Genomic DNA, 24,446 nt, shown 5'->3' on the forward strand with positions numbered 1-24,446 from the left:
CTCAACAGTACAAGCCGGGATCATGCTGCAATCAGCCCTTATGAACGTCATGGTCAAGGCCGCGCGCCGCGCCGGCCGCAGCCTCAAACGCGACCTCGGCGAGATCGAGAACCTCCAGGTGTCGCTGAAGGGACCGGCCAATTTCGTCTCTCTGGCCGACAAGCGCGCCGAGGAAATGCTGCTCGCCGATCTCACCAAGGCGCGGCCGGGCTACGGCTTCATCGGCGAGGAAGGCGGCGTCCGGATCGGCGACGACAAGACCCACACCTGGATCGTCGACCCGCTCGACGGCACCACCAACTTCCTGCACGGCATTCCGCAATTTGCGATTTCGATCGGCCTGCAGCGCGAGGGCACGCTGATCGCTGGCGTGATCTACAATCCCGCCAATGACGAGCTCTATACCGCCGAGCGCGGCAAGGGCGCCTTCCTCAACGACCATCGGCTGCGCGTCGCCGGCCGCCGCCAGCTCGGCGACTGCGTGATCGCCTGCGGGCTGCCGCATATCGGACGCGGCGACCACGAGCTTTCGCGCCGGGAAATGACCGAAATCCAGAACCGGGTGGCCGGCCTGCGCCGGTTCGGCGCCGCCTCGCTCGACATGGCCTTCGTCGCCGCCGGCCGCCTCGACGGCTATTGGGAACGCAACCTGCAGCCCTGGGACATGGCAGCCGGCCAGATCATCGTCCGCGAAGCCGGCGGCACCGTCTCCGGCATCGAGGGCAACGACGACCCGCTGAAATCAGGCAACGTGGTCTGCGGCAACGAATACATCCACGCCGAGCTGGTGAAGATTTTGAAGCCGCTGGGGAAGTGATTTAATTCGTCATGCCCGGACTTGATCTGCTCAAGCCCGGCAATGACGATCGAACTACACCGCCTTCATCCGGTAATAGCTGACGCTCCATTCGCTGCGATCGCGTGGCGGCGCGAATCGAAATTGGCGAGCCAGTCGAGCACGGCGCCATTGCCGCGGGTTCGGCGGGCCCGCCACCGGCCTCAGCGCGCTGCCGGAGCCGACCAGGCCGAGGGCGAAGGTCAAGATCGTATCGACCCAGCCGGAGTTGCCGGTGCGCTGCTGCACCGCCCAGGCCCCGCCATCAGGACAGCCCCGGTTCCCCGCCCATCCAAAATCGGGTCGTATCTGAGCTTTTTTCTCCGTCCCGCTGTGCCATATTGGTCCTCGAAAAGCGGTTCCTCGCAACGGATGACACCGACAAATGCCCTCTGCCCGCTCCGCGATGGAGATCGAACTGAACAAATTGTCCTCGCCCCGGATCTTCCTGGTGCGGATGCTGGTGTTCCTGGTGCTGTGCGCGCTGCTGCTGGTCGTGCTCTACAAGCAGATCGTGACAGCGTTTTTCGCCAATCCCGGCCTCAATGCCCTGATCGGCGCGGTGCTCCTGATCGGCATCATCCTGTCGTTCCGGCAGGTGATCCGGCTCTATCCGGAGGTCGCCTGGGTCAACAGTTTCCGCATCTCCGATCCCGGTCTCGCGGTCGAGCGGCAGCACCCCACGCTGCTGGCGCCGATGGCGGCGATCCTCGGTGGCGAGCGCACCGGGCGGATGACGATCTCGCAGCAGACCATGCGGCATCTCCTGGATTCGATCGCCACCCGGCTCGACGAGGCCCGCGACATCTCCCGCTACATGACCGGCCTGTTGGTGTTCCTCGGGCTGCTCGGCACCTTCTGGGGCCTGATCGAGACCGTCGGCTCGGTCGGCAAGGTGATCGACGGCCTCAAGGTCGGCGGCGACGCCGGCTCCCTGTTCGACACCCTCAAGGAGGGCTTGGCCGCGCCGCTTGGCGGCATGGGCATCTCGTTTTCGTCGTCGCTGTTCGGACTGGCGGGTTCGCTGATCCTGGGCTTTCTCGATCTGCAGTCGAGCCAGGCGCAGAACCGCTTCTATACCGACCTCGAGGACTGGCTGGCCTCCACGGTGCGCGAATATTCGCGCGAGGGCGGCATGGGCCCGGGCGGCGAACTCCAGGCCGCCGTCGAGCGGTTGCGGCTGACCCTGGAAGAAGGCGGCGCCAGCCGCGGCACCACCGCGGCGATGGCCAATCTCGCCGAAGCCATTCAGGGCCTGGTCACGCATATGCGAACCGAGCAGCAGATGATCCGCGAATGGGCCGACGGCCAGGGCGAGCAGAACCGCGAGATCAAGAAACTGCTGGAGCGGATCGCGCGCCAACCCGAGAAGAGCTAACCGGAGAATTCTGAATGGCCCTCGCCCGTGCCCGCCGCAACGAATCCGGATTCAACTACTGGCCGGGATTCGTCGACGCGCTGTCGACGCTGGTGCTCTCGATCGTGTTCCTGCTGTCGGTGTTTCTGGTAGTGCAGTTCTTCCTGTCGCAGGAAGTCACCGGCAAGGACAAGGCGCTGGAGCAGCTCAACGCCAAGCTGGCGCAGCTCAGCGAAATGCTGTCGCTGGAAAAGCTCGGCAAGCTCGATCTCGACGACCAGCTCTCGCAGCTGCGCGCCGGGCTGGCGTCGGCCGAGAGCGAGCGCGACCGCATCAAGGGCCTCTATGACGGCCTCGCCGGCGCCGGCAGCGACGCCGCCGGCCGCGCCAGTGAACTCAACAAGGCGCTGGATTCCGAAAAGCAGGTGTCGTCGCGCGCGCTGGCGCAGATCGAGGTGCTGAACCAGCAGATCAGTGCGCTGCGCCGCCAGCTCGCGGCGCTGGAGGAGGCGCTGGAGGCTTCCGAAAAGCGCGACAAGGAATCGCAAGGCCGGATCGCCGATCTCGGGCAGCGGCTGAACGTGGCGCTGGCCCAGCGGGTGCAGGAACTGTCGCGCTACCGTTCGGAATTCTTCGGCCGCCTGCGCGCCATTCTCGGCAACCGGCCCGACATTCGCATCGTCGGCGACCGTTTTGTGTTTCAGTCGGAAGTGTTTTTCGACACCGGACAGGCCTTGCTGCTGCCCGAGGGCCGCGCCGAACTCGACAAGCTGGCGGCCGCGCTGGTCGAACTGGACAAGCAGATTCCGGCCGAGATCGCCTGGGTGCTGCGTGTCGACGGCCACACCGACGTGCGGCCGATCCTGAACAGTCCGGTGTTCAAGTCGAACTGGGAACTGTCGTCGGCGCGCGCGATCTCGGTGGTGCAGTATCTGATCTCGCTCGGGGTGCCGGCGCAGCGTCTGGTCGCGGCGGGATTTGCGGAATTCCAGCCGCTCGACACCGCCACCACCGAAGACGCCTACAGGCGCAACCGCCGCATCGAGCTGAAGCTGACGGAACGCTGAGGGCATGATCCCGAAAAGTGGGCACCGGTTTTCGGATCAGATCATGCCCAAAAAAAGAATCGCCACGCGATGACGGGCACGTTTCAGCTTCGTCCCTATCGCGCCGAGGACGAGGACGCCGCCATCGCGCTGTGGCTCGAGACCTGGCGGCTCGCCTATCCCTCGATCGACTTTGACGCGCGCGTCGCGTGGTGGCGCGAACGCTGGCGCAACGAGCTGGTGCCGAAAGCCGCCATCATCGTCGCGGAACAGGCCGGCGCGCTGGTCGGCTTCGTTACCATCGACGCATCGGGCTATCTTGACCAGCTGGTGGTCGCTCCCGATCATTGGGGATCGACGCTTGCCACTGACCTCGTCGATGAAGCCAAGCGCAGGTCGCCGGGTGGCGTAACGCTGCTGGTCAATGCCGACAATGCCAGAGCGATCCGCTTCTACGAGCGCAGCGGCTTCACCCATGCCGGCGAGGATGTCAACCCGGCGTCGAAACGACGCATACTGAAGATGGCGTGGAAGCCGTGAGTTATACCAACGGCCGCGGCTTTTGACTCATTTTGGGATTCCCAAATCAGAGAAACTCTGACTCGATGTTTGCTTTTGAGAGGAGCAGCATCGATGGGTGGAGCGGTTAGGATCCTACGGCTTGATTTGACGGCAAAGGACCTTCGTGCGGCGGCGGGCCGGGAGAAGGATGGTTCAGCAGCACGGCGGATGTTGGCTCTTGCGATGGTGCTCGATGGGATGGATCGCAAGTCGGCGGCGGAGAGCTGCGGCATGGATCGCCAGACCCTGCGGGATTGGGTGCATCGCTACAACGCTGAGGGCTTGGACGGCCTGCACGATTTGAAGACGCCAGGTCCCACGCCAAAACTCACAGCGGAGCAGCAAGCCGAACTGGCCAAGCTGGTTGAGGCCGGGCCCGATCCGGCTCGCCATGGGGTAGTGCGCTGGCGGCGCGTGGATTTGCGCGACGAGTTGCAACGGCGCTTTGGCGTCGCATTGCATGAACGCTCGGTCGGCAAGGTGCTGGCGAAGCTCGGCTACCGCCGGCTCTCGGTGCGTCCGCGCCATCCGCAGGCCGACGAAGAAGCCCAGGAGGCCTTTAAAAAAACTTTGCCGCAACGGTCGCGGCGCAACTCCCCGACCGCGCGAAAGACAAACCCATCGAAATCTGGTTCCAGGACGAAGCCCGCATCGGCCAGCAAGGGACGCTGACCCGCGTCTGGGCCAAGCGAGGAACAAGGCCTCGTGCGCCACGCGACCAACGCTACGAGTGGGCTTACATTTTTGGCGCCGTCTGTCCGCAACGCCGAGCTACGGCGGCGCTCGTCCTGCCCGCCGCCGATACCGATGCCATGTCCATGCATCTGGCCGAAATCGGCCGCCGTGTTGCGCCGGGAGCACATGCTGCGCTCGTCATTGATGGCGCAGGCTATCACGTCGCGGCGCGTCTCTCCGTTCCAAGCAACATCACGCTCGTCCGCCTGCCGCCCTACGCTCCAGAGCTGAACCCGGTCGAGAATGTCTGGGAATATCTGCGCGGCAACAAACTCGCCATCACCGTGTTCGAAAGCTACGACGACATTGTCGACAAATCCTGCGCTGCTTGGCGCTTCTTCGCCGACGACCCCGAGCGCGTTGCCTCAATCACATCCAGAACCTGGGCGACGGTCATTCCTTGAGGCCGTTGGTATTATCCGTCATTGCGAAGAGCGTAGCGACGAAGCAATCCAGCTTGCTGCGATAAAGCTGGATTGCTTCGCTTCGCTCGCAATGACGTTGAGGGACTGCCGTGCGGCTCTCACACGCCCTCGAACTGCAGCCGCGCCAGCCGGGCGTAGAGCCCGCCCGCGGCGACCAGTTCGGCATGGGTGCCCTGCTCGACGATCTTGCCCTGGTCCATCACCATGATCCGGTCGCAGGACAGCACGGTGGCAAGGCGATGGGCGATCACCAGCGTGGTGCGGTGGCGCATCAACTCTTCCAGCGCGGTCTGCACCAGGGTTTCGGATTCCGCATCGAGCGATGAGGTCGCTTCATCAAGCAGCAACAGCGGCGCATCGCGCAGGATGGCGCGCGCGATCGCGATGCGCTGGCGCTGGCCGCCCGACAGCGTCACGCCGCGTTCGCCGAGCTGCGCCTCGAAGCCGCCGGGCAGCCGGCGGATGAATTCGGTGGCATGGGCCAGCCCGGCGGCGTGCTCGACTTCCGCATCCGTGGCATCGGGCCGGCCGAAGCGGATGTTTTCGCGCGCGCTGGCGGCGAACACCACGGACTCCTGCGGCACCAGCGCAATGCGCTCCCGCAATCGCTGCGGATCGGCCGCGTTGACCGGCACGCCGTCGAACGAGATGGTTCCGGTCGCCGGATCGTAAAACCGCAGCAGCAGGTGGAACAGCGTGCTCTTGCCCGCCCCCGAGGGGCCGACGATCGCAACCTTCTCGCCGGCGCGCACGGTGAGCGAAACGCCGTCGACGGCGAGCGCATCCGGCCGGGTCGGATAGGCGAAGCGGACATTCTCGAAACCGACGTCACCACGCGCCGGCGCCGGGAGAGCAAGCGGCGATGCCGGTGCTGCGATCGCGGATTTGACGCGAAGGATTTCGAACAGGCGTTCCGAGGCGCCTGACGCCGCCGACAGCTCGCCCCAGACTTCGCTGAGCTGGCCGAGGCCGGCGGCGGCGAACGCTGCATACAGCACGAACTGGCCGAGCCGGCCGGGGCTGATCGAGCCGGCCAGCACGTCATGCGATCCGATCCAGAGGATCGCCACCACGCTGGAAAACACGATGAAGATGATGACCGCGGTGAGAACGGCCCGCGCTCGCGTCGAACTGCGCGCCGCTTCATAGGCCTGTTCGACCTCGCCGCCGAACCGCGCATTGGCCAGCCGCTCGCTGGTATAGGCCTGCACGGTCCTGATCGCGCCGACCAGTTCGGAGGCGTACGCCGTCGCATCCGCCAGCGTATCCTGGGCGTTGCGCGATAGCCGCCGCACCCAGCGCCCGAACGCCACCAGCGGAATCACGATCACCGGGATCGCCAGCAGCACCAGGCCCGACAGCCGGGGGCTCGTGATCACCATCATCGCGGTGGCGCCGATGAACAGCATCAGGTTGCGCAGCGCGATCGATACCGATGCACCGACGGCGGACTTGATCTGGGTGGTGTCGGCAGTCAGCCGCGAGATTAGCTCGCCGCTGCGCGAGGAATCGAAGAAGGCCGGCGACAGCGAAATCAGATGGGCGAACACATCGCGCCTGAGATCGGCGACGATGCGCTCGCCGATGGTCATGACCAGGTAGAACCGCGCCGCGCTGGCGCCAGCCAGCACCGCGACCACAGCGATCATCACGCTGAAGTAGGAGTTGATCATGGCGATGCCTTCGGGCGTGAAGCCGAAGTCGATCATCCGCCGTACCGCAATCGGCACCAGCAGGGTCGTGATCGCCGCAATGGTCAGCGCGATGAAGGCGAGAGTGGCGCGGCCGCGGTAGCGCGCCACATAGGGCGCCAGCGCCAGCAGCGGACGCAGCCGCGCCCGGCTCTTGGCCGGCAACTCCGTCAGCTCTGCCTCGATGGAGGGGACCTCGCCGGCCGCCAAATCGCGCGGTGGCGGCGTCTCGCCACGCCGCTGTTCAAGCCGTTCCACTGCGCTCATGAGATCCGGACCAATCGCTTTGCCAGCCCCCAGATAGGCCCGCCCGCCGACGCTGGCAAATCCGGGAAGATACTAATGCAGGATCCTGCTTTTTTTGGACGGTACTTGGCTTGTTTTAGGGGCTTTGCTGCGTTATAGAGCGGCCCAAATCCGTCCCACAGCCATTCGAAAGACAGGCGCCGGCGCGCCGAAGGAATTGCCATGAAAGCCGAAATTCATCCGGATTATCATATGATTACGGTCGTCATGACCGACGGTACCGAGTACCAGACGCGTTCCACCTGGGGCAAGGAAGGCGACAAGCTGAACCTCGACATCGACTCCAAGTCGCACCCGGCCTGGATCGGCGGCGCCCAGCAGATGCTCGACCGCGGCGGCCGCGTGTCCCGGTTCCAGAAGAAGTTTTCGGGCTTCCTCAAGAAGGATTGAGGGCTCTCGGGCCTTCCGGCTTGAAGCAGACACCAAAACGCCCCGGCTCGCGCCGGGGCGTTTTTTCATGGCGCTCCCTCCTTGGCAGAGGATGCAGGACTCGAGAAAGGGAAATTAACGCGTTTGCTCGAACGCCGCCTTCAGGCGGTTGAGCTGCGGCACCAGCGGATTGCCAATCGCGGCACGTTCCACGGCCGGCGTATGGATGGTGACATCGAGGCGGCGGACCTTGCTCTGCAGCGTCATCGAGCGGGTGATCAGGTCCTGCAATTGCTGCGGCAGTTTGTCGATCATGTCGTCCGGGCCGGGATCGGCGGCAGAGAGCTTGACCTTGGTCTTTTCGCGGTTGGCCTGGGACAGCGTCATCTCGCCTTCCTTGACCGCGCGGTGCAGCAGCAGCCACGACGCCAGTTGCATCAGGCGGGTGGTCAGCCGCATGCTTTCGGTGGCATAGATGAGGCTGACGGCACGGTCGAGCGCCTTGGCCTCGGCACGGCCGACGCCGTCGAGATAGGCGGCGGTCTCTTCGACCAGATCCATGCCTTCGCGGAACAGGGTGCCGAACGCCGCAGAATTGGTCAGCCTCTCGCTGAACTGAACGAGAGCGGTTTCGCCTTGCGAACGGTCTGACATGGTTAACGCCTCACGCAACTGATTACTCTGCCGGGGCCGGGCTGGAATGCTTGGAACCAGCCGCTGGCTTATAATGAATAAATCATTACGCCCCGCCGGGCGAGAGTCCAGCCGCAAGCGCTTTTATGGTTTCCAGTGAGGTACCGAGACGCCAAAAAAGAGCCGCCGTTTCCGGCGGCTTTTGAAGTTGATAACAGGGAGGCGTCAAACAGAGTGGACAGGAGCCACTCGGTGTCCAAACAAGGACAGTGCAAGTCATATCTGAGAAAGCTTAATCGATCGTAAACGAACGATTTTGTTTAGGGTTCCTTTGCCATGTCGGCCATTGGCCGAGTGGCGGGGCGATATGAGGACCGATGCACGGTTTGCCCCCTCTCCCGCTCGCGGGGGAGGGCCGGGGTGGGGGCTCTCTCCGCATCGGGAATCGTGGAGAGAGCCCCCACCCGCCTCGCTTTGCTCGGCACCCTCCCCCGCAAGCGGGAGAGGGAAGTTGCGGCGCGTCCACTCTCTACGATTTGAAAAAGCTGTTGGCCGCATCCTTCGACGCGCGCTTCTTGGTCATCGCCGCCTGCAGCCGTTCGATCTCGGAAGTCATCAGCGCGATGCGCTCGGTGAGTTCCTCGACCGACAGCAGCGACAGGTCCTGCCCGATCTCGTGGGTGACTTTCTTTCTCGGTCTGTCGTCGTCCTCGATGGCCATGCGTTCTACCCCATACTCGACATTCAGGGAGGCGGTTGCCAGCCGGAGCGCGGCTGGCTAATCAGGTGCCTCTTTCCAATTTCCCGCATTTCGCAAGGACAAACCATGGAAAAGCTGCCCGCGCAAATGACCGTGATCGGTATCAGCAAGCCCGGCGGTCCCGAGGTGCTGTTGCCCGAGACCCGCAGCGTTCCGGTGCCCGGTCCGGGCGAAATCCTGGTCAAGGTTCTGGCCGCCGGCGTCAACCGTCCCGACGTCGCGCAGCGTTCAGGGGCCTATCCGCCGCCGCCCGGCGCCAGCGATCTGCCGGGACTCGAAATCGCGGGCGAAGTGGTGGCGCTCGGCGCCGGAGCGAGCCGGCACAAGATCGGCGACAAGGTGATGTCGCTGGTGGCCGGCGGCGGCTACGCGCAATATTGCATCGCGCAAGACGCCCAGGCGATGACGGTGCCGCCGGCGCTGTCGATGCAGGAAGCCGGCGCGATTCCGGAAACGCTGATGACGGTCTGGCACAATGTGTTCGAGCGCGGCGGATTGCGGCCGGGCGAGACGCTGTTGATCCATGGCGGCTCCTCCGGCATCGGCACCATGGCGATCCAGCTCGCCAAGGCTTTCGGATCCAAGGTGATCGTCACCGTCGGATCGAAGGACAAGGCCGACGCCTGCCTCAAGCTCGGCGCCGACAAGGCGATCAACTACAAGACCGAAGACTTCGTCGCCGTGGTGAAGGCCGCGACCAACGGCGCCGGCGCCAATGTCATCCTCGACATGGTCGGCGGCGATTACATCGACCGCAATTATGATGCCGCCGCGATCGACGGCCGCATCGTCCAGATCGCGTTCCTGAGCGGACAGCCCAAGGCAAACGTTAATTTTTCCAAGCTGATGGTGAAGCGCCTGCATCACACCGGATCGACGCTGCGTCCCCGTAGTAATGCGGACAAGGCGGCGATGGTCGCCGCGATCGAGGCCAAGGTGATGCCGCTGTTGCGCGAGGGACGTGTCAAACCCCTCATGGACAGCACTTTCCCGCTGGAAAAGGCCGCGGACGCGCACCGGCGCATGGAGACCAGCGAACATATTGGCAAAATTGTGTTGGCGGTTTAACACTCGCAAGCGATACGCGGCCGGAAACCCTTTGATTTCCCTCGCTTTCATGTCATTTATCCCGCAACGCCGGTGCTTTTGCTTGGCCCGGAAAGCCAGTTGACCGCGGAGAACTGACATTGCGTCTGATCAGGTGCCTTGCGCCCCTCGCGCTGGGCCTCATGATTGTTGCCGCCGCGTCGCCGGCGCGCGCCATCGACGCCGTCGGCGTCCGCAGTGACGCGCCCGCGATCGATCTCACCGCGGTGCTCGATCATCAGCACAGCGACACCGACCGCATCCAGGTTTCCACCGCCCCGGGCACCGACGGCATCATCCGCCGCGTCGAGGTCCGCGCCCGCGAAGGCGGCCAGAACTGGGTGGTGTTCGCGCTCGCCAACAACACCGACGACCAGCTCGACCGCCTGATCGTCGCACCGCATTATCGCATCGTGTCGTCGGGCCTGCTGTGGCCCGATCTCGGACTGTCGCGCATCGCCACCATCACGCCGTCGACCGGCGACCGCCCCGAACGCCAGGAGAGCGCGACCGCCGATATCTTCCGCATCACGCTCGATCCCGGCGCCGTCATCACCTTCGTCGCGGAGTTGCGCACCGACAAGCTGCCGCAGCTCTATCTTTGGGAGCCCGAAGCCTACAAGGACAAGGTCAATTCGTTCACGCTGTACCAAGGTATCGTGATCGGAATTTCCGGCCTGCTGGCGCTGGTGCTGACCATCCTGTTCGTGGTCAAGGGCAGCATCATGTTCCCCGCCGCCGCGGCCCTGGCATGGGCGGTGCTGGTCTATATCGGCGTCGACTTCGGCTTCTGGGGCAAGGTGCTCGACATGTCGAACAACGCCGAGCGGGTGTGGCGCGCGGCGGGCGAAGCGATCCTGGCCGCGACGCTGCTGGTGTTCCTGTTCGCCTACCTCAACCTCAGCCGCTGGCATGTGCGCTACTCCCACATCACCGTCGGCTGGCTGGCCTTTCTCGGTTCCCTTGTCGCGCTGGCGCTGTTCGATCCCGCGGTCGCCTCCGGTATCGCACGGATGTCGCTGGTCTTGATCGCCTTCGCGGGCTTCGCGCTGATCGTCTATCTCTCGACCCACGGCTTCGACCGCGCGGTGCTCCTGATCCCGACCTGGTTCCTGCTGGTGGTCTGGGTAATCGCGGCCGGCATGACGGTGGCGGGCTCCGTCACCAACGACATCGTCGGACCCGCGCTGCTCGGCGGCCTCGTGCTGATCGTGATGCTGATCGGGTTTACCGTGATGCAGCACGCCTTCGCCGGCGGCGGCGCGACCACCGGCGTGGTTTCCGACGTCGAGCGCCGGGCGCTGGCGCTGACCGGATCGGGCGACCTGATCTGGGACTGGGACGTCTCGGCCGACAAGGTGTTCACCAGCCCGGAGACCGAAGCCCTGCTGGGCTTGAAACGCGGCACGCTGGAAGGCCCCGCCGCGAAATGGCTCGAGGTACTGCATCCGCTCGATCAGGACCGCTTCCGCGCAGCCCTCGACAGCGTGCTCGACCAGCGCCGCGGCCGGCTGGTGCAGGATTTCCGGCTGCGCACGCCGGACGGCCATTTCATGTGGTTCGCGCTGAAGGCGCGCCCGGTGGTCGGCTCCGACGGCGAAGTCTCGCGCGTGGTCGGCACGCTGACCGACGTCACCGAGAGCAAGAACGCCGAGGAACGGTTGCTGCACGATTCCGTGCATGACAACCTCACCGGCCTGCCGAACCGCCAGCTCTTCATGGACCGCCTCGGAGCGGTGGCCAATTTCGCCAAGACTATGCCGAACCTGCGGCCGACGCTGATGATGATCGACCTCGACCGCTTCAAGCAGGTCAACGATTCCGTCGGCATCGCGGTCGGCGATTCCATCCTGCTGACGCTGGCGCGGCGGCTGACCCGTATCCTCAAGCCGCAGGACACGCTGGCGCGGCTCGCCGGCGACCAGTTCGGCCTGATCCTGATGTCGGAGCAGGACCCGGCGCGCATCACTGCGTTTGCCGAGACCATCCGCAAGACCATCCGTGCGCCGATCGCCTTCAACGACCGCGAGATTTTTCTCACCGCCTCGATCGGGCTCGCGCTCTCCGATCCGCAGACGCAGCTGTCCGACGAGATCATCAAGGACGCCGAGCTTGCGATGTATCACTCCAAGCGGATCGGCGGCGACCGCATCGACGTCTACAAGCCGGCGATGCGCGCCCGCAAGACCGACCGGCTGACGCTGGAAAGCGAATTGCGCCGCGCCATCGAGCGCGAGGAAATCACCATTCTCTATCAGCCGATCGTGCGGCTGGAAGATCGCTCGATCGCCGGCTTCGAAGCGCTGGCGCGCTGGGATCATCCCAAGCTCGGCCGGATGTCGCCGGTGGAATTCATCTCGATCGCCGAAGAAATCGGCCTGATCGTCGATCTCGGCATGTTCGTGCTCGACCAGACCGCGAAGCAGCTCGCGATCTGGCAGCGCGCGATGCGTTCGCGCGAGCCGATCTTTGCCTCTGTCAACGTCTCCTCGCGGCAATTGCTGCGCCACGACCTGATCCACGACATCCGCACCGTGCTGTCGCGCTCCTCGGTGGCGCGCGGCACGCTGAAGCTGGAACTGACGGAATCGCTGGTCATGGAAAACCCGGAGCACGCCGCGCAGATGCTGACGCGGATCCGCGAGCTCGGCACCGGGCTGTCGCTGGACGATTTCGGCACCGGCCATTCGTCGCTGGCCTATCTGCAGCGCTTTCCGTTCGACACCATCAAGATCGACCAGTCCTTCGTCCGCACCACCAGCCGCGGCACCCGCCCGGTGATCCTGAAATCGATCATCGCGCTGGCCCACGACCTCGGCATGGACGTGGTCGCCGAAGGCGCCGAGACCGATTCCGACGCGGTCGAACTCTATCAATTGGGCTGCGAATACGCGCAGGGCTTTGCCTTCGGCGAGCCGATGGACGCCGACGCCGCGATGCGGCTGTTGACGGAAGAGCGGCTCGAGGCGGCGAGCTAATTTTTCGTCGTCCCGACTCTTCCCGTCGTCCCTGCGAAAGCAGGGACCCCAGGCGGCAGTTGTTGAAGCAAAGCCGTCGCCCCCGATTTTCAAACAACTTCCGCCGCGGCGTATGGGTCCGCATGCGCGGGGACGACGTGGTGAGAGAATATGAATTCGCGATCTCGCGTCGCGAAGCGACCGAGGTTTGCGGTTGGTTCCTTCCGTACCCTCAAAGAGGAGGGTGCAGGGAATGCCGGGTGCGCGCTGCACCCGCGGTCTCGTGTGCAACGATGCACATAGAAAGACGCACACGAGCATACAGGTTCAGCGGAGGCAATCCGGCATTCCCTGCGCAATGGCTTTACGGCTTATGCCTTGCTCTTGTGTCCGCAAAATCTGCCAGAATGTGCGAACGGGCGGTTCTCACCAACCGCCCGTCGCTGGATCTGAGCCCGTTCGTGCTCGAAGGCCGTTAGAGCCTGCCGGGGAGCGTGGGACAGATCCGGTGTCTTCCTCAACCCGAACAGTTGCATGGGCTTAGAGCCCGGACCGAGCAAGGAAGGGAGCTGGATGATGGCACAAAATGATCTCGTTGTCGCGGGGATCGATGTCGCTAAAGACAAGGTGGATGGTTGCATTCGTTCGCTGTCGTTGAGGCGCACGTTCGCAAACACGGCGGAGGGCCGGCGCGAGTTGGCCTCGTGGCTCCGCCGGAAGAAGGTCGGCAAGGCGGTGATGGAGGCGAGCGGCGGCTACGAGCGCGAGTGGGCCAAGGTGCTGCGTGACGCCCGGATCGAGGTTCGGATCGTCGATCCGAAGCGGGTTCGCAGCTTCGCTCAATCGGCCGGGCGGCTCGCCAAGAATGACACGATCGATGCCGAGATGATTGCCTGGTTCGCCGAGACCTTCGACGAAGCTCGGGGCCAGGCCTACGATGCGACGCGCGAGCAGCTTCACCAGATGGTCAATGCGCGCCAGGCACTGAAGGATATGCAAACCAAGCTGGCAAGCCAGGGCGAGCATGCGTTACCGGCTGCGGTGCAGCGGATTCACGCCCGGATATCGAAGACGATCGCCGTCGAGTTGGTCAAGATCGAGGCTGAGATCTCAGCCATGATCCAGGCCACGCCGCGTTTTACCGAACTCGCCGAGATCATCGAAAGCGTTCCGGGACTCGGCCGTGTCACCTCTGCTGCGCTCATTGCCGCCATGCCGGAGCTGGGCCAGGCCAACAACAAGATCGTGGCCTCCTTGTTGGGTGTAGCTCCTTACGATGACGACAGTGGCCGACGTCGAGGCGAACGGCACATCAAGGGCGGACGGCGCCGGACCCGCAACATGTTCTATATGGCCTGCCTTGGGGCGGCGACACAGCACAATCCAGTGTTGAAGGCCTTTTACGACCGCCTGGTGGCGAAGGGAAAACTGAAGAAGGTGGCGCTCACTGCCTGCATGCGCAAGCTGATCAGCATTCTCAACATCATGATCGAGCGGCGCCAGAAGTGGGACGCCAAACGCTACGCGGTCAGCTGATCGAGCGAACCCTGCGCTCGGTCCAGGACCGAGCGCATGCAAAGCCAAAAGACCGGTGAGCGGACGGGGTCAAGGCCGTCAGCCGCCGAAGGCGGTGGCGCGCAGCGCCAGCCTTGAGGCCGGCCGATCACAGGTCTACGTAAAATACAGTTGCTCCCCGGCGACGAATTCGTCTTGTCACCGTCGTTCGCGGATTAAGGCTGGTCAAGCTCGGTTGAGTTGACTTCGCCTCCGCTCAACTTGGCACCAGCAACGGGTGTCGGGACCACATGGTTTTGCCGTACGCTTCAGCGCCATCGTCTGCGCATCGTTGACCGCTCACAGGCAAAGCCCGCCCTGCAATCACGTTTCACGCCTGACGCTGCCGCGTCCACCGCATCCCATCCCGCGTTCGTGACGATCGCGATACGCCCCTCTTGCCGGGTGAGACGGGCGGATTCAAATCACTGATTTGCCCGGTCGGGTCAAAATACCGGGAATTTCACAGCGCGCCGCGGCCGCTTCGGGCACTTTTCGGGAGTTGTTTCTGACCTGCGGCAGGTCCGTTCGTGGTCGTCAAGCGGACATCGTTCAGGATTGCACGAAGTCCGAAAATGACCCGGAGCGCGACATGAGCAAAATTACGACGTTGTCGTCACATCTTTAGATTGAGATAGATCAATGAGACCATCGAATTGCTGATATCTTATTCAAAATGGAGGAAGAGAAATGAGATGCCCAACTTGTAAGGGAAGCGGGAAAGTAGTCGCAACGTGCGGTTCTTGTGGTGGATCCGGAGACGCAACCTGTGGCATGTGCCGCGGAACTGGAACTGGCATGGACGGCGAGCCTTGTCGCGGCCCATGTGGCGGAACTGGCACCATTCCAGGATCGTGTTCTTCTTGCGGAGGGGGCGGTACCGTCATTGAGACATGCGGGACTTGTTCTGGCACCGGCGTGGGATTGCCCGACCGCAAATGAATATCATCAGGAAAGTGGCGCCGTTTGCCAACGCTCGAGGATCGCTCCCGACTTCCATCTCGTCAGCTAACATCGACAGCATTGGCTAATTTGCGGTGAGCGGGTTGGCGTTATCTTCGGTAGTATGGGAAATTGAAAATGTATTGCAGCCGGCGCTCGCATGACGGCCAGAACGTTTGACGATCCGGAGTTAATCGAACTAGTCGCAACGACGATGAATTGGTGACATGCGACAGGTTAGCTTCGGAAGATTCTGGTACGCTGGGTTTTCAGTTCCGCTGGTAGCCGTAAAGGAACAGCATGTTTCATAAGCTTCAGTCCTTCGTACTTCTCGGGTTTTTGGCGCTTTCACAGCCCGTCGGTGCCGCCGATATCCTCGTCGACGGCGTCCCACTTCCGTCTGACGCAACGGTTGCGGCGGCGATGCCCGGGAGTGCGTTCCAGCAATGGAGCGGCGTTTGGGTTGGCGTGAGGAGCAATAATCTCAAAACTATCCTGCTCGTTGAATCTGTCAGCGACGGCGCCGCGAAGGTCGTCTATGCGATCGGCGACAACCACATCACTGGAATTCAGCGGAGGTGGCTGCGCCTAGAGGGGATCGCATCAGGGCGCACGCTCAAGGTGACGGGCCAGGGGTTCCTCGCGACTTATGAGATGACCGACGGTGGCGGCCTGAAGGCTCGCTTCGAAGGTGCCGACCGCGTCACCAGAGCGACGATGACCAAGGCTGACTTCGCGTCTCTGACCAAGCCGGATGCCGTCGTCGCATGGACGCGCGGCAAGTCCGAGTTCCTGCAAACCGATCTGATCGAAGACGGTAAACCCGTGCGACTAGAGGCGGTGGTTTTTCGCCCCCCTGGTGCGGGGCCCTTTCCGCTTGCCGTCATCAACCACGGGTCCACCGGGAGGGGCAGAGACCCAGGCCGGTTCACCGAAACCTCGTTCGAGATCGATCTTGCTGATTTCTTGAATGATCGCGGATGGATCGTCGCCTTTCCGCAGCGTCGCGGCCGCGGCAAATCCGACGGATGCTACGACGAAGGCCTCGCCGAGAACCGTGCGAGATACACCGGCGACATTGGCGTAGCGCTTCGTGGAGCGGATCGCGCATTGAGCGACATCGATGCCGCGATCTCAGCCCTTCGGCAACGGCAAGACGTTGCTTCGGGGCCTGTTCTCGTCGGTGGGATTTCGCGCGGAGGCGTGTTGGCGGTCGCCTATGCAGGACTGCATCCCGAGCAAGTCGTCGGCGTCATCAATTTTGTCGGCGGCTGGCTTGGCGAAGGTTCCCCAACTGCGATCATCGTGAACCGCTCGCTTTTCGAGCGAGGTGCGTCTTACCGACGGTCAACGATCTGGCTCTACGGTCAATACGACAGTTTTTATTCCATTGCTCACAGCCGGGAAAACTTTGCAGCTTTCGAGAAAGCTGGCGGCCAGGGAAAGTTCTTTGATTTCGATATGCCGCTTGGCCAAGGCCACACCCTGGTTGGGCATCCGAACCTTTGGTCAGGCCCGCTTCATAGCTATTTGAGTTCGCTCGCCGCGGCAGAGAACTAGCTAGTTACACCTCGAAGTGGCCGCCGTGGCACGCGCCGCGTTATTTGAAGCTGATCCTGTCGGCTGTTGGCACTTATCGGACCTCGCGTAATTTCCGACTTGAGTCCGTGATGCGCACCAAAGCGGCCGTTCAATAACCCAGCGGATCGCGGGCGCCGCGATCATCGCTGTCATTGCCGGGCTTGACCCGGCAATACATCCGCTTCGGGAAAGTTCCTTGCGAAGATCGATGGACACGCGGGTCAAGCCCGCGTGTGACGGCCATGTCTGATGCCGCCACCTTTCGCTAAAATGACCTTCAATTACCGGACCGGCTTGTCCGTCGACCCCATCTTCCTGAACTTCACGCTCTTGCCGCCGGCCTGCCGGGTGGCGATGTAGCCGCCGGCGAGGCAGGCTTCGCGCTGCGGCATTTTCTCCTGAGGGCTGCGCAGGGTCTCCCACCACGACGCGCGCTGCGCCGCGCGCGGCAATGCGGCGTCGATGATCTCCTCGATCTGCTCGAAGCTCAGCACGAATTCGGGCAGGGTCTGCTTTTTCAGGTAGTCGCGCAGGGCGTCGTAATCGTTCACTGGGATCCTCGGTGGTCCGGTCGCCCGCGACCTTGCTGCGTTTGCGGCGCATTCGTGCGATCCGGGGCAACGAATCGTTAACTCATTAATGTATCGTTGTCGCCACTTAAGCCGGCGGCAACGACTTTAGGCGCATCCCTCAGTTCCGGGAGCGAACGAATGCCATTCGGACGGCGCAAGGACATGGCCAGCCGGCCCTGGCGGCCTTCGGCAAAGTTGCTGATCCTGTCAACCGTGGTGACGGTGATCGGCTTCTCCGCGATCTGCGCCAGCGTCATGCTCGACATGCGCCGCGGCGAGGAAGAACTGGCGCGCCAGTCGCTCGATAACCTGGCTTCCGGTATCGAGGCCGACATCAGCCGCAACATCGAGCTTTACGACCTGTCGCTGCGCGCCGTTGCGAGCAACATGGTGGCTCCGGAGATCGAACAGGTCAGCAAGCCGATCCGGCACCTGATCCTGTTCGATCATGCCGCGACAGCCAGGCATTTCGGTGCGATCCAGGTATTCGATGCCGAAGGGCGGCTGACCGCCGACGCCTCGACGATGGATCCGTTACCGGAAGATCGCAGCGACGAAGAGTACTTCCGGATTCATCGCGACCGCCCCGACGCCGGCCTGTTCATCAGCCGGCCCATGCTGCATCGCAGCGCCTATTCGATCGTGCTGAGCCGGCGTATCACCGACGCCGACGGAGGCTTTCTCGGCGTGGTCGCCGGCTCGATCCGCTTCAGCTACTTCCACGACCTGTTCGACCGGCTGCGCCTCGGCCAGGATGATACCATCACCGTGCTGCGCCGCGACCGCACCATCATCATGCGCAGGCCGTTCGACCTCGACATCATCGGCAAGAATTTGGCAGACCGGCCGAAATGGAACCCGGCGAACCTGCAGGCCGGTGGATCGTATTCGGGATCCGGACCGGTGGATTCCATACCGCGGCTGTACGTCCGGCGCGACAGCGCAAGACCCCTCTTCGTCGTGGTCGGAAAGCCGTTGGACAGCATATTGAGCCTCTGGCGCACCCAGGCCATCCGGATCGCCGCGGTGATGATGGCGCTGATCGTGTTCGTGCTTGGCTCGACGCTGTTTCTCGCGCGCGAAATCGGCCGCCGCGCGCAGGCCGAGGACAAGCTCGAGGAGCTTGCGACCACCGACGCGCTCACCGGGTTGAAGAACCGGCGCAAGTTCGATGCCGATATCGATGCCGAGTGGCGGCGCGCCGCGCGCCAGAAAGTCCCGCTCGCGCTATTGATGATCGATGCCGACCATTTCAAATCCTACAACGACACGTTCGGACACCAGGCCGGCGACGAGGTGCTGGTCGGGGTCGCGATCTGCATTTCGGATTCGGTAAGGCGGGCCGGCGATTGCGCGGCGCGTTACGGCGGCGAGGAATTTGCCGTGCTGTTGCCGGGGTGCACGGCGGCGGACGCGATGCGGGTGGCCGAAACCATCCGGCAGAAAGTCCAGGACTGGTCCGATCACACCACCGTCAGCATCGGCGTCGCGAGCCTGACGCCGACCGCAGCAATGGATTGGTTCGAACTCGTCAAGGCTGCCGACAAGGCACTCTATGCGGCCAAGGCCGGCGGCCGCAACCGATCCGTGCTGGCCAGCGTCCCGGCGCTGACGCTGGTGGCTTAGGCGAAAGCGGCGCCAGGCCGCGTCATTGCGAGCCAACGGGTCGGCGCAAAGCGCCGCCCGATGACAGGCTCCACGAAGATCCACAACGCGACAAAGCAAGAATGGATTGCTTCGTCGCTGGCGCTCCCTTGCGCAAACGCTTCGCGTTTGTCGCAGGCAATGACGGCAAAGAGCGGCAGCGCCGGTCACTTCTCCAGATACGCCTTCATCTCCGCGCGCAGGCCGTCGCGCAGATCAGGCCGCGCCATGCCGAAGGCGATGTTGGCGCGGAGGAAGCCGGCCTTGGAGCCGCAATCGTGCCGCTCGCCCTCGAATTCGACGCCGTAGAAGCTCTGCGTCTTGGCAAGCCCGATCATCGCATCGGTGAGCTGGATTTCGCCGCCGGCGCCGCGCTCCTGGGTTTCCAGGATCTTGAAGATCTCCGGTTGCAGGATGTAGCGCCCGGTGATCGAGAGATTGGACGGCGCGGTGCCCTTCGGCGGCTTCTCCACCATGCCGTCGACCTCGAACATGTTGCTGCCGAGGCGCTTGCCGACGCCGCAGATGCCGTATTGATGGGTGAGATCGGCGGGCACTTCTTCCACCGCGATCACATTCGACTTGTCGCCGAGCTTGCCCGCAGCCTCGATCATCTGCGCAAGGCAGCCCGGCGTGTTCAACACCAGCTCGTCCGGCAGTATCACCGCGAACGGCTCGTTGCCGACGATATCGCGCGCGCACCACACCGCATGGCCGAGGCCGAGCGGCGCCTGCTGCCGCGTAAAGCTCATGGCGCCGGCCGCGGGCTGGTCGCGGGCCAGAATCTCCTGCTCGGCCTTCTTGCCGCGCGCGGCGAGCGTGGCGTCGAGTTCGTACATGCGGTCGAAATGGTCCTCGATCACGCCCTTGTTGCGGCCGGTGACGAAGATGAAATGCTCGATCCCGGCTTCCTTGGCCTCGTCGACCACATACTGGATCAGCGGCTTGTCGACGATGGTCAGCATCTCCTTCGGCATCGCCTTGGTGGCGGGCAGGACGCGGGTGCCGAGGCCGGCGACCGGAAAGACGGCTTTGCGGATTTTCATGGTTGTGTGGGAAGCCTTGCGAGAGCGGGATGTGCATTTACTTGCACGTTGGTAGCCGGTTTGCAGCCGGGAACAAAGGCGGATGTGTGGTGATGATTCATCCTCCTCGCCCATTGCCCGGGCAGGAAACAAAATCCGGCCCTTGTTAAGCCATTGGAAACCGTGACAGAGCCTTCTGGGAACGGGATGTTTCGACGGACGGGTAGAACATGATGCGGCGGACGGGATCATCGATGTTGGGTCGAACCGGCGCGGTCATGCTCGCGGCGGCGCTCCTGCTCGGCGGCGAGGCCAAGGCCCAAACGTCCGGCGACGGAATTTCCAACCTGCTCGGCAACATCTTCTCCGGCCAGAAATCGGGCACGCCGGCGCAGCCGCAAGCGGCGCCCGGCCCCGGCGCTGCACCGCCTTGGAGCGGCGAGGACGGCGCCTCCGGGCACCCGCTGATGACGGCTTCCGCGATCCGCGAGGCGGCGGCGAATTTCGGCAATTGCGTCGCCGCGATGTGGCCCGACGCCGCGCGCCGCCATATCTCGCAGGCAAGCTTCCAGCGCTTCACCGCCGGGCTCGAGCCCGATCTGCGCATCATGGACCTGATGGATTCGCAGCCGGAATTCACCAAGGCGATCTGGGATTATCTCGACATTCTCGTCAACGACAATCGCCTCGCCAAGGGCCGCGAAATCCTCGCCAAATACAAGCCGCAGTTCGACGCGGTGGAAAAGGCCTATGGCGTCGACCGCTACATTGTCGCGTCCATCTGGGGCATCGAGTCGAATTATTCGACGATGATGGGCGATCGCAGCGTGCTCAATTCCACGGCGACGCTGGCCTGCATCGGCCGCCGCCAGAAATACTTCAGGGACGAATTCCTCTCGGCGCTGGAAATCCTGCACCGCGGCGATCTGCGCCCCGAGCAGCTGCGCGGCTCCTGGGCCGGCGCGTTCGGGCCGACGCAATTCATGCCGACCGCATTCAAGCGCTATGCGGTCGACGCCGACGGCGACGGCCGCCGCGACGTGGTCGACAATCCCCATGACCTGATCGCCTCGACCGCCAACAACCTCAAGAAGGACGGCTGGCAGACCGGCGCGACCTGGGGCTACGAGGTCGTGCTGCCCGCGGGCTTCAACTTCATGCTGGCGGACCGCGCCAAGGCGATGACGATTGCGCAATGGCAGCAGCTCGGCCTGACCCGCCCCGGCGGCAAGCCGTTCCCGAACCCGGCCGACAAGGCCTATTTGCTGGCGCCGGCCGGCGCCGAGGGGCCGGGTTTCCTGATGCTGCAGAATTTCCGGGTGATCATGAGATACAACCCGGCCGAGGCCTATGCGCTGGCGATCGGCCATTTTGCCGACCGCCTGCGCGGCGGCGCGCCGTTCGTGCAGCCCTGGCCGCGGCAGGAACGGGTGCTGTCACGGGCCGAGCGGCTGGAACTGCAGCAGCTGCTGGCCCGGCGCGGCTTCTACCAGGGCACCCCGGACGGCCAGCTCGGCGGGCGGACGCGGGAAGCGCTGCGCGGCTTCCAGGCTTCGATCGGGGCGCCGGCCGACGGTTTCGCCTCCTCCGACGTTCTGGAGCGGCTCAGGGGGCGCTGAACGCCCCCTCCGGCCGGCAAAAGTAACCCTGAAACCGGCATTTCCACCGCACCCTTGACGGCAGCGGCCGATGCCCGGTTTATGGCGCGAAATCTGCCCGCTTGCGGCCTGATTCCGCTATTATATTGATTGCCAGACGATCCATTGCGACCGAGCCGCATGTCCAAGCAAAAGTCCTTTTTCCGGGTGTTCACCGAAAGCGGCCCGCTGATCGTGCTGGCGGTTGCGGTCGCGCTTTTGGTCGGGATCGCCGGACCGGCGTCGGCGCAGTTTTTCAATTTCGGCGGACCGCCCCGGCCGGCGGCGCCGCGCAGCGGCGGCGGCTGGTTCGGCGGCGACCTGTTCGCGCCATTCCAGCAGCAGGCGCCGAAGCGGGTCGAGAATTTTTCCAGGGCGCCGCCGCCGGACAAGCGCGACCCCACGATCATCCCGGAGCGCAACGTGCTGGTGCTCGGCGACGCCATGGCGGACTGGCTCGCCTACGGCCTCGAGGATGCCTATTCCGAACAGCCGGACATGGGCGTGATCCGCAAGCACAAGACCGTCTCCGGCCTGATCAAATATCAGCCCAAGGGCGAACCTGCGGACTGGGCCGCCGCGGCAAGAGGCATTCTCGCCAACGAGAAGCCGGACGCCATCGTCGTCATGCTCGGACTCAACGACCGCGTCGCGATCCGCGAACCGGCGGCCGACAAGTCCGACAAGAAGGGCGACAGGAAGGACGCCCGCGGCAAGACAGATGCCAAGCCTGGCGACACCAAGCCCGCGGCGAAGCCGGATGATGCGGCCGATGCCGCGAAGCACGACGGCAAGCCGGCCGACGCTGAAGCCGATGACGCCGCCGATAGTGACGTGCCGCCGATCATCGCGCCGGAGAAAACCACGCGCGCCGCGAACGGCCTGTATGAGTTTCGCGACGAGCGCTGGGTCGAGATCTACGCCAAGAAGATCGAAGAGATGATCGGCGTCCTGAAATCCAAGGGCGTGCCGGTATTGTGGGTCGGTCTTCCCATCGTGCGCGGCCCGAAGGCGACCGCCGACATGCTGTTCCTGAATTCGCTGTATCGCGACGGCGCCGGCAAGGCCGGCATCACCTATGTCGACGTCTGGGACGGTTTCGTCGACGAGGCCGGCCGCTTCCTGCAGCAAGGTCCTGACTTCGAAGGACAGATCCGCCGCCTGCGCTCCTATGACGGCGTGTATTTCACCAAGCCCGGCGCGCGCAAGCTTGCGCATTATGTCGAGCGCGAGATCACGCGGCTGATGGCGTCGCGTTCGGCGCCGATCACGCTGCCGACCGAGCCGGCGACGCCCGACGCCAACGCGCTGCCCGGTCAGCCGGCGCCGCGCCCGCTGGCTGGACCGATCCTGCCGCTGGTGGCCTCCTCCGTCGGCACCGATCAATTGCTCGGCGGCCCCGGCTCGCGACCGGCTGCGGTCGATGCGCTGGCGGCGCGAACCCTGGTCAAGGGCGAACCGCTGGCGCCGCCCGCCGGACGCGCCGATGATTTCGTCTGGCCGCGCCGCGAGGTCGGACGCGAACAGGCCAAGGGCGAAACGCCGGTGGCTTCCACGGCGCCGGATGGCACAGTTGCGATCCCGGGCGCTCCGCCGAAACCTGCGCCAGCCAAGAAGCTCGTTCGCCCGGCACAACCGGCGGCCGCGCCGCCGCCGTCATTGGGCAACTTCTTCGGCTTCGGCGCCTCGCCGCGGCCGGCGCCGCCTCCGCCCCCGCGGGCTCCCGCCACCGCGCCGCGCCCGCCGGGCAATGTCGGGCGATCGGCATCGGCGCCGGGCGTGTTCGCGCGTTAGCCGTCAATGCCGTCATTCCGGGGCGCATCGAAGATGCGAACCCGGAATCTTGTGCTGATAACTTCTGGGTTCCGGGTCCACGCTTCGCGTGTCCCGGAATGACGTCCGGTTGCTACAGAATGAGCCCGCCGTCGACGATGAGGGTTTGCCCGACGATGTAGGACGACAGCGGCGAGGCCAGAAACAATGCGGCGCCCGCCATGTCGGCCGGCGTGCCCAGCCGCTTCAGCGGTATCCGCTCGATCGCGCCTTCCAGCCGCTTCGGATTTGCCGTCGTCACCTTGGTCATCTTGGTGTCGACGAGGCCGGGCGCGATGCCGTTGACGCGAATGCCGTCCTCGGCCCAGGCCTGCCCGAGCGTCCGGGTCAGCCCGACGGCACCGGTCTTCGAGGCGTTGTAGGCCGGATTGCCCTTGGTCGAGTGATAGGCGGCGGTCGAACTGACGATGATCAGCGAGCCCCTGCTCGCGCTCAGCATGTCGTGGAATTTGCCGGCGCAGGCCATCAGGCTGATCAGATTGACCTCGAGCACCTTGCGAAATCCGTCCATCTCGAATTCGCCGCGGCGGTAGATCACCGCGCCCTGCGCCAGCACCAGCACGTCGAGCCGGTCGAATGACGGCCTGAAATTCTCGATTGCCCCGGGATCGCTGACGTCGAGCTGCGCGTAGCCGAGGCCCTCGAGATCAGATCCCTCGGCGAGCGAGTAATCCGACGCGGCGGCGCGGGTGCCGCAGACATGCACGCGCGCGCCTTTGGCGCGGAACGCCTGCGCGACGCCGTTGCCGATGCCGCTGGAGCCGCCGACTACGAGAACCTGCCTGCCGCCGAAATCCAGTTCGCTCATCGCAGCCCCTCCCGTTCTTTTCTTGCCTGGTTTGACCTCTCTGGGGATCGATGCCAGCCTTGTCAATCCTGCGGGCCGGACGGCCTCAT

At 64.2% G+C, this 24,446-nt stretch carries 19 protein-coding genes and 1 pseudogene; 13 read left to right on the top strand and 7 right to left on the bottom strand.

Annotation, left to right across the window (positions count from 1 at the left end; translation table 11 throughout):
- Positions 1-22: 22 nt before the first annotated feature.
- A complete protein-coding gene (locus KMZ29_RS23630; RefSeq protein WP_215621449.1) occupies positions 23-817 on the top strand; it encodes an inositol monophosphatase family protein in 795 nt (264 codons plus the stop codon).
- Between the two features lie 147 nt (positions 818-964).
- Here the strand turns inward: KMZ29_RS23630 and KMZ29_RS27085 are convergent.
- Positions 965-1,093 (bottom strand): annotated as a pseudogene (locus tag KMZ29_RS27085) (DUF1295 domain-containing protein); the annotation flags it as partial.
- 127 nt (positions 1,094-1,220) lie between these two features.
- On the opposite strand from KMZ29_RS27085, the gene KMZ29_RS23640 reads away from it, so the two are divergent.
- From KMZ29_RS23640 to KMZ29_RS23655, 4 genes are all read left to right on the top strand, one after another.
- Entirely contained in the window at positions 1,221-2,213 is a 993-nt protein-coding gene (locus KMZ29_RS23640; protein WP_215621450.1) for a flagellar motor protein MotA, read from the top strand.
- Positions 2,214-2,227: 14 nt separating this feature from the next.
- Entirely contained in the window at positions 2,228-3,259 is a 1,032-nt protein-coding gene (locus KMZ29_RS23645; protein WP_215621451.1) for a peptidoglycan -binding protein, read from the top strand.
- Between the two features lie 69 nt (positions 3,260-3,328).
- Positions 3,329-3,778 carry a GNAT family N-acetyltransferase gene (locus tag KMZ29_RS23650; protein ID WP_215621452.1) on the top strand — a complete coding sequence of 150 codons (450 nt, stop codon included), beginning with the start codon at positions 3,329-3,331 and terminating at the stop codon, positions 3,776-3,778.
- A 93-nt stretch (positions 3,779-3,871) separates the two neighbouring features.
- A protein-coding gene (locus KMZ29_RS23655) for an IS630 family transposase (protein ID WP_215620268.1) occupies positions 3,872-4,938 on the top strand; the annotation gives its coding sequence in 2 pieces (ribosomal slippage) (positions 3,872-4,361 and positions 4,361-4,938; 1,068 coding nt in all).
- Between the two features lie 119 nt (positions 4,939-5,057).
- Here KMZ29_RS23655 and KMZ29_RS23660 read toward each other — a convergent pair.
- Positions 5,058-6,917: an ABC transporter ATP-binding protein/permease gene (locus KMZ29_RS23660; protein ID WP_215621453.1), complete on the bottom strand. Its 1,860-nt coding sequence runs from the start codon at positions 6,915-6,917 to the stop codon at positions 5,058-5,060.
- 201 nt (positions 6,918-7,118) lie between these two features.
- Here KMZ29_RS23660 and rpmE point away from each other — a divergent pair, with 201 nt between their 5' ends.
- Positions 7,119-7,346 (top strand): 50S ribosomal protein L31, encoded by a 228-nt coding sequence (gene rpmE / locus KMZ29_RS23665; protein WP_215603641.1) that lies wholly within the window; start codon positions 7,119-7,121, stop codon positions 7,344-7,346.
- A 114-nt stretch (positions 7,347-7,460) separates the two neighbouring features.
- Here rpmE and rcdA read toward each other — a convergent pair whose 3' ends face one another.
- Positions 7,461-7,979, bottom strand: a complete 519-nt coding sequence (gene rcdA / locus KMZ29_RS23670) for a protease adaptor protein RcdA (RefSeq protein WP_215621454.1) — start codon at positions 7,977-7,979, stop codon at positions 7,461-7,463.
- Positions 7,980-8,487: 508 nt separating this feature from the next.
- A complete protein-coding gene (locus KMZ29_RS23675) occupies positions 8,488-8,679 on the bottom strand; it encodes a DUF1192 domain-containing protein (RefSeq protein WP_215621455.1) in 192 nt (63 codons plus the stop codon).
- Between the two features lie 105 nt (positions 8,680-8,784).
- Here KMZ29_RS23675 and KMZ29_RS23680 point away from each other — a divergent pair, with 105 nt between their 5' ends.
- The 4 genes from KMZ29_RS23680 (at position 8,785) to KMZ29_RS23695 (ending at position 16,817) form a co-directional block, all read left to right on the top strand.
- On the top strand, positions 8,785-9,786 hold the full coding sequence (locus KMZ29_RS23680) for an NAD(P)H-quinone oxidoreductase (protein ID WP_215621456.1): 1,002 nt from the start codon (positions 8,785-8,787) through the stop codon (positions 9,784-9,786).
- Positions 9,787-9,905: 119 nt separating this feature from the next.
- Positions 9,906-12,782, top strand: coding sequence for an EAL domain-containing protein (locus KMZ29_RS23685; protein ID WP_215621457.1), 2,877 nt, complete (start codon positions 9,906-9,908; stop codon positions 12,780-12,782).
- 552 nt (positions 12,783-13,334) lie between these two features.
- Complete coding sequence (locus tag KMZ29_RS23690; RefSeq protein WP_215620192.1) at positions 13,335-14,297, top strand: IS110 family RNA-guided transposase; 963 nt, start codon at positions 13,335-13,337, stop codon at positions 14,295-14,297.
- 1,260 nt (positions 14,298-15,557) lie between these two features.
- On the top strand, positions 15,558-16,817 hold the full coding sequence (locus KMZ29_RS23695; RefSeq protein WP_215621458.1) for an alpha/beta hydrolase family protein: 1,260 nt from the start codon (positions 15,558-15,560) through the stop codon (positions 16,815-16,817).
- A gap of 302 nt (positions 16,818-17,119) precedes the next feature.
- Here the strand turns inward: KMZ29_RS23695 and KMZ29_RS23700 are convergent, their stop codons facing one another.
- Positions 17,120-17,389: a DUF7662 domain-containing protein gene (locus KMZ29_RS23700; protein ID WP_215621459.1), complete on the bottom strand. Its 270-nt coding sequence runs from the start codon at positions 17,387-17,389 to the stop codon at positions 17,120-17,122.
- Positions 17,390-17,548: 159 nt separating this feature from the next.
- Between KMZ29_RS23700 and KMZ29_RS23705 the strand changes: the two genes are divergently transcribed.
- The gene (locus tag KMZ29_RS23705; protein ID WP_215621460.1) at positions 17,549-19,036 is read left to right on the top strand and encodes a GGDEF domain-containing protein; all 1,488 of its coding nucleotides are present in this window, start codon (positions 17,549-17,551) and stop codon (positions 19,034-19,036) included.
- A gap of 185 nt (positions 19,037-19,221) precedes the next feature.
- On the opposite strand, the gene galU is transcribed toward KMZ29_RS23705, so the two are convergent.
- A complete protein-coding gene (galU, locus tag KMZ29_RS23710; protein WP_215621461.1) occupies positions 19,222-20,100 on the bottom strand; it encodes a UTP--glucose-1-phosphate uridylyltransferase GalU in 879 nt (292 codons plus the stop codon).
- 233 nt (positions 20,101-20,333) lie between these two features.
- Here galU and KMZ29_RS23715 point away from each other — a divergent pair, with 233 nt between their 5' ends.
- Both KMZ29_RS23715 and KMZ29_RS23720 read left to right on the top strand, forming a co-directional pair.
- Positions 20,334-21,698, top strand: coding sequence for a lytic murein transglycosylase (locus tag KMZ29_RS23715; protein WP_249779774.1), 1,365 nt, complete (start codon positions 20,334-20,336; stop codon positions 21,696-21,698).
- A gap of 159 nt (positions 21,699-21,857) precedes the next feature.
- Complete coding sequence (locus KMZ29_RS23720) at positions 21,858-23,510, top strand: SGNH/GDSL hydrolase family protein (RefSeq protein WP_215621462.1); 1,653 nt, start codon at positions 21,858-21,860, stop codon at positions 23,508-23,510.
- Between the two features lie 112 nt (positions 23,511-23,622).
- Here the strand turns inward: KMZ29_RS23720 and KMZ29_RS23725 are convergent, their stop codons facing one another.
- Complete coding sequence (locus KMZ29_RS23725; RefSeq protein WP_215621463.1) at positions 23,623-24,357, bottom strand: SDR family NAD(P)-dependent oxidoreductase; 735 nt, start codon at positions 24,355-24,357, stop codon at positions 23,623-23,625.
- Positions 24,358-24,446: the final 89 nt, after the last annotated feature.

The sequence above is a fragment of the Bradyrhizobium sediminis genome (assembly GCF_018736085.1).
Lineage (GTDB): Bacteria > Pseudomonadota > Alphaproteobacteria > Rhizobiales > Xanthobacteraceae > Bradyrhizobium > Bradyrhizobium sediminis.

Coding starts and splice junctions, on each gene's coding strand:
- KMZ29_RS23630 (WP_215621449.1), top strand. CDS start 23: ATGCTGCAATCAGCCCTTATGAACGTCATGGTCAAGGCCGCGCGCCGC.
- KMZ29_RS23640 (WP_215621450.1), top strand. CDS start 1,221: ATGCCCTCTGCCCGCTCCGCGATGGAGATCGAACTGAACAAATTGTCC.
- KMZ29_RS23645 (WP_215621451.1), top strand. CDS start 2,228: ATGGCCCTCGCCCGTGCCCGCCGCAACGAATCCGGATTCAACTACTGG.
- KMZ29_RS23650 (WP_215621452.1), top strand. CDS start 3,329: ATGACGGGCACGTTTCAGCTTCGTCCCTATCGCGCCGAGGACGAGGAC.
- KMZ29_RS23660 (WP_215621453.1), bottom strand. CDS start 6,917: ATGAGCGCAGTGGAACGGCTTGAACAGCGGCGTGGCGAGACGCCGCCA.
- rpmE (WP_215603641.1), top strand. CDS start 7,119: ATGAAAGCCGAAATTCATCCGGATTATCATATGATTACGGTCGTCATG.
- rcdA (WP_215621454.1), bottom strand. CDS start 7,979: ATGTCAGACCGTTCGCAAGGCGAAACCGCTCTCGTTCAGTTCAGCGAG.
- KMZ29_RS23675 (WP_215621455.1), bottom strand. CDS start 8,679: ATGGCCATCGAGGACGACGACAGACCGAGAAAGAAAGTCACCCACGAG.
- KMZ29_RS23680 (WP_215621456.1), top strand. CDS start 8,785: ATGGAAAAGCTGCCCGCGCAAATGACCGTGATCGGTATCAGCAAGCCC.
- KMZ29_RS23690 (WP_215620192.1), top strand. CDS start 13,335: ATGATGGCACAAAATGATCTCGTTGTCGCGGGGATCGATGTCGCTAAA.
- KMZ29_RS23695 (WP_215621458.1), top strand. CDS start 15,558: ATGTTTCATAAGCTTCAGTCCTTCGTACTTCTCGGGTTTTTGGCGCTT.
- KMZ29_RS23705 (WP_215621460.1), top strand. CDS start 17,549: ATGCCATTCGGACGGCGCAAGGACATGGCCAGCCGGCCCTGGCGGCCT.
- galU (WP_215621461.1), bottom strand. CDS start 20,100: ATGAAAATCCGCAAAGCCGTCTTTCCGGTCGCCGGCCTCGGCACCCGC.
- KMZ29_RS23715 (WP_249779774.1), top strand. CDS start 20,334: ATGTTGGGTCGAACCGGCGCGGTCATGCTCGCGGCGGCGCTCCTGCTC.
- KMZ29_RS23720 (WP_215621462.1), top strand. CDS start 21,858: ATGTCCAAGCAAAAGTCCTTTTTCCGGGTGTTCACCGAAAGCGGCCCG.
- KMZ29_RS23725 (WP_215621463.1), bottom strand. CDS start 24,357: ATGAGCGAACTGGATTTCGGCGGCAGGCAGGTTCTCGTAGTCGGCGGC.